The organism is Mycobacterium sp. UM_11 (assembly GCF_001414075.1).
In the GTDB taxonomy this organism is placed as follows: domain Bacteria; phylum Actinomycetota; class Actinomycetes; order Mycobacteriales; family Mycobacteriaceae; genus Mycobacterium.
On the sequence record NZ_LATC01000222.1, the window covers coordinates 1 to 932 of the forward strand.

Here is a 932-nt window from a genome sequence, read left to right on the forward strand (position 1 = left end):
CCGGCCACCTCCGTGGGCCGTCCCGACACCGCGGTGCCGAACACGACGTCGCGCTGGCCGGTCATGCCCATCAGCAGCTGCGCCCAGGCCGCTTGCAGCACGGTGTTGACCGTGGTGTGATTCGAGCGCGCCAGTTCACTTACGGCCTGGGTGATCTCGGCGGATAGCCGATCCGATGCGACGGCGCGCGGCCCCAGAGCCAACCGGTTCGACGGGCCGACCAGGGTCGGGGCGTCGAGGCCGGCGAGTGCCTGGCACCAGGCGGCGCGGGCGGCGTCGACGTCGCGTTCGGCCAGCCAGGTGACGAAGCGGCGGTACGGCGTCGGGGCGGGCAGCGGCCGGCCCTGGTAGGCGGCGAAGATCTCTGTCAGCAGGATCGGCAGCGACCAGCCGTCCAGCACGATGTGGTGGTTGGTTACCACGATCCGGTGCCGGTCCTCGGCGGTGCGGATCAACGCCACCCGGAAGACCGGTTCCTCGGTGAGGCTGCAAACAGCGGCACGTTCGGCGGCGCACAAATCCTTGATCGCGGCTTCGGCGTCGGCATCGAATTCAACGTATTGCCAGGGTGTTTCGGGGCTGCCGACGATGACCTGTACCGGCTGGTCGAATCGCTGGCAGAACCGGGCCACCAGGTTGGGGTGGCGCTTGACGACGGTTTGGACGGCATCGCGCAGCCGCTGCGGGTCCAGCGGGCCCGTCACGGAGATCTGCAGCTGTAGGGCGTAGACGTCGTCGTCGCGCGTGGTGACGCTGTGGAAGAGCAGACCCTGCTGCATCGGCGTGAGCGGCAGGATGTCGGCGACGTCGTATTGCTGTTGTAGTTGGTCGATTTGGTCCTGAGTGAGCCGGGCGGGGGCGATGTCGGAGGGGGTCAGGCCGCCGCCGCCGTGTTGGACGTGGGCGCAGATCCCGCCCAGCGCGTCGAAGAA

The 932-nt window shown here is 68.9% G+C and carries 1 protein-coding gene; it reads right to left on the reverse strand.

Annotated features, from left to right (window positions below; all coding sequences use genetic code 11):
- Window positions 1–932, reverse strand: a 932-nt coding sequence (locus WU80_RS24745; RefSeq protein WP_156349772.1) for a condensation domain-containing protein, incomplete at both ends; no start/stop codon positions are given.